The organism is Candidatus Thiothrix phosphatis (assembly GCF_035668035.1).
GTDB lineage: Bacteria > Pseudomonadota > Gammaproteobacteria > Thiotrichales > Thiotrichaceae > Thiothrix > Thiothrix phosphatis.
Map to the genome: position 1 here is coordinate 1 of NZ_JAYMYJ010000158.1, position 5,795 is coordinate 5,795.

The window sequence follows — 5,795 nt, forward strand, 5'->3', positions numbered from 1 at the left end:
CCTATCTGATCCCGCTGGCGGCGTAGCGGGGTGGCCGGAACGATGATCGAGGCCGTCGAGTTATCCCGGCGGTTAAAGGCCAGTGCCGTCAAGTTGCTGGCTTATCTACTTGAACTCGACGAAGATATATCCGTTTGGAATTGCTGTGCTAAACGAATGGCAGTACATTGGCAGTCTTGCCAACGAGGCCCGCCATGCCACGCCAACAGAACGAGACACTGACCATCAGGACGACTGCCGAGATTAAAGACTTGTTGCGTCAGGCGGCGGAGCGCGAGCATCGCTCCTTAGCCTCCATGATCGAGGTGCTGGTCAGGGATTACGCCAAGAAGGCCAAGCTCCAACTGTCAGCAGCATCGCAGAATGCAGGGGAGAACTAGCTCATGCGCTTGCTCAAAAACACAGGCGCTGATCGCGTCATCGACCTGCTTGATCCGAAGCTGCAGAAGGACGGTCAACTCGATATTGTGACCCCGGAGTTCTCGCTGTTCGCGTTCTCGGCGCTGCAGGCCAAGCTGGTGACAATCAGGCAGAGCAACATCGTTATTCCTTCCATTGATGGCGAACTAAGGTTGATGGGTAACGAAGCAGACCGACCGGCCAGGAACCAGTTGTTATCGCGTTGGCTGGCAAAGCGATGTGCGGAGTGGGCCAAAGGAAAGGCAGAGGTTCGCGTTGCCAGAGGCAAGGTGCCGCAAGGTGTGGCGGTCGTTCGTGACTCGAACGGCGCTGCCCAGCAAGTGGTGATGGGCTTTTTCGGGCTAACCAGCGATGGTCTGGGGATTACCCCTGGCAACCCCCTTAACCTCATCCAGGCATCCGATACAGCTGATGAAGCAGCGATGTTGAGCCAATGGTTCGACATGCAGTGGAACAGCCTCCCTCACGATGAAGCCAGCAAGCAGGCGTTTATCGAGTCGTTGGAAACGCTGGCTGCGGACTGCCCGCCATTTACGCTCTACGCGCTGATTCTTTCCCATCTCTTCAGCCATGCCGAAGATGAAATGGATGAGGAGCGCATCGTCAAATCAGCCACCGGCATCCGCAATACGCTGGTCTGGAAGAAGCTGTACAAGTTCCAGCGCGATGGTGTTGTCGGCGCTATCGACAAGCTTGATCGGTTCGGTGGTTGCATCATTGCCGATAGCGTTGGTCTGGGGAAAACCTTCGAGGCTCTGGCTGTCATCAAGTATTTCGAGCTTCGCAACGACCGGGTGCTGGTGCTGTGCCCGAAGCGTTTGCGCGACAACTGGACGCTCTACAAGGCCAACGACAAGCGCAATATACTGGCTACTGACCGCTTTAATTTCGACGTACTCAATCACACAGACCTTTCGCGGGAAGGTGGAACGTCGGGCGATATTGACCTTGCCCATGTGAATTGGGGTAACTACGATCTGGTTGTCATCGACGAGTCGCACAACTTCCGCAACAAGGCCACGCACAAGGGCCGCGAATCCCGCTATGACCGACTGATGCGCCGGATCATCCAGGAAGGCGTCAAAACTCGTGTGCTGATGCTGTCGGCCACGCCAGTCAATAATCGCCTTGCAGATCTGCGGAACCAGATCGCCTTTGCCACCGAGGGCGACGACACGGCATTGATGGAACATGGCATCGCCAGCATCGAGGCCACGACGCGCAAGGCGCAAGCGCAGTTCAACCGCTGGCTAAGCCTTGACGATGAGGAGAAAACGCCCAGTCGTCTTGTCGAAATGCTGGGGTTTGACTACTTCACGTTGTTGGATCACCTCACGATTGCGCGCTCTCGCAAGCACATTCAGAAATACTACGGCACGGCGGAGACTGGCTCCTTCCCGGTGCGACTGTCTCCGATCAACATCAAGCCCGATGTGGATCGTGCTGGCGAATTCCGCTCGATTCGTGACATCAACCTGGAAATTCGTCGGCTGAACCTGGCTGCCTATGCGCCGCTTCGCTATGTCCTGCCGCACAAGCAAGCTGACTACGACGCCAAGTACAGCACCCAGATTCGGGGTGGCGAAAGCTTCTTCCGGCAGGTTGACCGTGAAGAAAGCCTAATTCATCTGCTGCGCGTCAATGTTCTGAAGCGCATGGAAAGCGCGGTGTCGTCCTTCACGCTCACCGTTCAGCGCCAACTGAAGGATGTGGAAGCCACGCTGGCACGTATCGAGGCTCACGATCCAGAAATCGAAGAACTGGACATTGCCGATGTGGACATTGACGACCCGGCCTTTGAAAGCCTGCTGGTTGGGCGCAAGGTTAAGGTGCTGCTGACGGATGTTGATCTACTGCGCTGGCGGCATGACCTGATCGAGGATCGAAATCGCCTCGCTGCTCTTTATGCAGCAGCCAAGCAGGTTGATGCGGCTCGGGATGCAAAACTGACCGCCTTGCGCGAAGTCATTACCCACAAGTGCCAGCATCCAACCAATGCAGGCAACAAAAAAATCATCATCTTCACGGCGTTTGCCGATACTGCTGCCTACCTGTACGAACAGCTATCGGTCTGGGCCAAGGCTGACTTGGGTATTGAAAGCGCCTTGGTGACAGGCTCCGGGCGGAACCAGACCAGCCTGCCACATCTCCGCAAGGATCTCGCATCCATCCTGACCGCCTTTTCACCACGATCCAAGGAGCGCCCCGCCGATCTGGCGCACGAAGGCGAACTGGACTTGTTGATTGCCACTGATTGCATCAGCGAAGGCCAGAATCTCCAGGACTGCGACTGGCTCATCAACTACGACATTCACTGGAACCCCGTTCGTATCATCCAGCGGTTTGGTCGTATCGACCGCATCGGTTCGCCCAACGAGCGCATTCAACTGGTTAACTTCTGGCCGAACATGGAGCTGGACGAGTACATCAATCTCGAACAGCGGGTCAGCGGTCGCATGGTCTTGCTCGACATTTCGGCAACCGGCGAAGAAAACCTGATCGAACAGCAGTCCGGCAACCCTATGAACGACCTGGAGTACCGGCGCAAGCAACTCTTGAAGTTGCAAGATACGGTGATCGACCTTGAAGACCTCTCTTCCGGCGTGTCGATAACTGATTTGACGCTGACCGACTTCCGAATTGACCTGGCGCAGTACCTCAAAGCACATCCCGGCAAACTCGAATCTCTCCCGCTGGGCGCTTGTGCCATTACGACCAGCCTGGATGCCGACATTGTGCCCGGAGTCGTCTTTTGCCTACGGGCTGAAGGGGCTGCCGCTCAGAAGATTGCCGAAACTGGCTACCCGCTGGCCCCGCATTTTCTCGTGCATGTCAGCGAAGCTGGCTCGATTGAGCTTCCCTACACACAGGCCAAGCGCATCCTGGACTGGCTCAAGCGCGTCAGCCTGGGCCGTGACACCCCTGACTCGGCGGCTATCCACCGCTTCGACCAGCAGACCAAGCAGGGCGCAGACATGGCTTCTGTGCAGCAATTGCTGGCGGCTGCCGTAGCCTCGATTATCGGCAAGAGTGAGGAACGGGCAATAGCCAGTCTGTTTTCGCCGGGTGGAACCCATGCTCTGAAAGGCGAGTTTGCTGGCAGCAATGATTTTGAGGTTGTCGCCTATATGGTGATTCTGCCGGAGCAGTCGGCTTGACCGTCAGTTTCGACCTTCCTCATCTCGTCGCCGCCCTGGGCTACCCAGAGAGTGCTGCGGTCAACCAGCGTATTCCCAAGAAAATGCTGGTCGAAACGGGGGCACCCACGACAGCGGATAAACGCGCCATCGCCGACGGCATCGACGAGATTCATTGGCTGGCTGCACTAAAGCCGGGAACGGTAGGGATTCCGGCCTATCAGGACGAGGCACGTGATTACCTCGAAATTGCCATCCTGAGCATCAACCTGCGCCCGGAGGCCAAAGCCAGCCGTATTGCCGAATTGGTACATCGTGCCATTCCCTATCCCACATTCCTGATGGCGTATTCGCAGGCCGGAGTCAGCATCTCGCTGGCGCATAAACGCTGGGCACAAAACGAAGCCGGCAAGACCGTGTTGGACGGTGACGTACTGGAGGCCAACCTGTATTCCCCTGAACGGCCAGACCTGATCCAACAGTTTGTCGATACCTTGCCGCTGGACAAGCAGCCTCGCTTGTCACTTTACGCCCTGTATCAAGGGTGGATGGATGCCGTCATCGCATTACAGGCAGCCTTCGTGACTGGCGTGTTTGTTGTTTCTTCGTCGCGGGAACATGCGATAGAGCGTCACAAAGCATTGCAGGAAGCAAAGAGGCTGCGGGTCGAAGTTGCCCGCCTCAAAGCCGTCGCCACGAAAGAAAAACAAATGGCCCGGCAAGTTGAACTGAATTTAGAGATCAAGCGCCTGGAAAGGGAAGAATCCCAGCACCTCGGGCTGCTCAGAATGGAGAAAGCATGAAAATTTCGACCATCCTCGACCACATTGACAGCGGTCATATGGCATTGCCCGAGTTCCAACGCGGTTACGTCTGGAGCGGCGATCAGGTACGAGGGCTGTTTGACTCCCTGTACCGTCGTCATCCAGTAGGTGGTCTCCTGGTTTGGGCGACCGAAGCCAAAACGACGGCACATCGGGGTGATGGTCCAGTGGTGTCGGGGATCGTCAAACTGTTGCTCGACGGCCAGCAACGCATGAGTTCCCTGTATGGGGTGATTCGCGGCAAGCCGCCCAAGTTTTTCGATGGCAATGCCAAAGCATTTACCGGCCTGCATTTTCATCTTGAGAATGAGACCTTCTCGTTCTACCAACCCCTGAAGATGGCAGGCGATCCGCTGTGGATTGACGTTAGCTCCCTGATGCAGGCAGGTACGGCGGGGCTGGGCGGTTTCGTCACCAAGCTAACCCAACAACCAGACCTGGCACCCAAGATCGGCATCTACGTAGGGCGTTTGAGTCAGCTTCTCGGTATCTCCGATGTTGATCTGCATATCGAGGAAGTTACCGGGGCCGATAAATCGCTCGATGTGGTGGTCGATATTTTCAACCGGGTGAATAGCGGCGGCACCAAGTTGTCGAAGGGCGACCTGGCCTTGGCAAAGATTTGTGCCGACTGGCCGGAAGCCCGAGAAACCATGAAGAACAAGCTGAAAGCCTGGTCTCAAGCCGACTTCAACTTCAATCTCGACTGGCTGCTGCGTTCCCTGAACACCGTACTAACCGGCGAAGCCAAGTTCAGCCACCTCGACAACAAGACGGCAGAAGATATTCAGGATGGCCTGAAGCGTTCCACCAAGGCAATTGATACTTCCCTGAACCTGATTGGCGGTCGGCTTGGTCTTGACCATGAGCAGGTACTGTTCGGGCGCTTCGCGGTTCCGGTGATGGTGCGCTTCCTCGACCAAAACAAAGGGCAACTGGATGAAAAGCAGCGTGACAAGCTGCTCTTCTGGTTTGCTCAGGCCGGGATGTGGGGCCGTTATTCGGGCAACACCGAATCGACCATTGACGAAGACCTGGCTGCGCTGGAAAGCGGTGGGATTGACGGACTGCTGACCAAGCTGCGTTTCTGGCGCGGTGGTTTGCGAATCGAGCCTGAACACTTTACCGGTTGGAGCCTGGGGGCTCGCTTCTACCCCGTGCTGTACATGCTGACTCGTATGGGTGGAGCGCGAGACTGGGGTACGGGAATCGAGCTTAAGGCCAACCTGCTGGGCAAAATGAGCAAGCTGGAGGTTCATCACATCTTCCCCAAGGCACAGCTCTACAAGCTCGATCACAAACGCACCGAAGTGAATGCGCTGGCGAATTTCTGCTTCCAGACCAAGCAAACCAACCTGGAGATCAGCGACCGATTGCCGGAAGAGTATTTTGCCGAGTTCGAGCAGCGCCATCC

Annotated in this window: 4 protein-coding genes; all 4 read left to right on the forward strand. The window is 56.4% G+C overall.

Going from position 1 to position 5,795, the window contains the following annotated elements; all coding sequences use genetic code 11:
* Window positions 1–176 precede the first annotated feature (176 nt).
* Window positions 177–380, forward strand: a complete 204-nt coding sequence (locus VSS37_RS20540; RefSeq protein ID WP_324698251.1) for a hypothetical protein — start codon at window positions 177–179, stop codon at window positions 378–380.
* A gap of 3 nt (window positions 381–383) precedes the next feature.
* Window positions 384–3,578: a DEAD/DEAH box helicase family protein gene (locus VSS37_RS20545; protein WP_324698253.1), complete on the forward strand. Its 3,195-nt coding sequence runs from the start codon at window positions 384–386 to the stop codon at window positions 3,576–3,578.
* Window positions 3,575–4,360, forward strand: a complete 786-nt coding sequence (locus VSS37_RS20550; protein ID WP_324698255.1) for a DUF4391 domain-containing protein — start codon at window positions 3,575–3,577, stop codon at window positions 4,358–4,360. Before VSS37_RS20545 ends, VSS37_RS20550 begins: the two co-directional genes overlap by 4 nt.
* The coding region (locus VSS37_RS20555) for a GmrSD restriction endonuclease domain-containing protein (RefSeq protein WP_324698256.1) at window positions 4,357–5,795 on the forward strand (1,439 nt) is incomplete at its 3' end. The genes VSS37_RS20550 and VSS37_RS20555, both read left to right, overlap by 4 nt.

Excerpts from the sequence above, each read along its gene's own strand:
- VSS37_RS20545 (WP_324698253.1), top strand. The coding sequence starts at position 384 with ATGCGCTTGCTCAAAAACACAGGCGCTGATCGCGTCATCGACCTGCTT.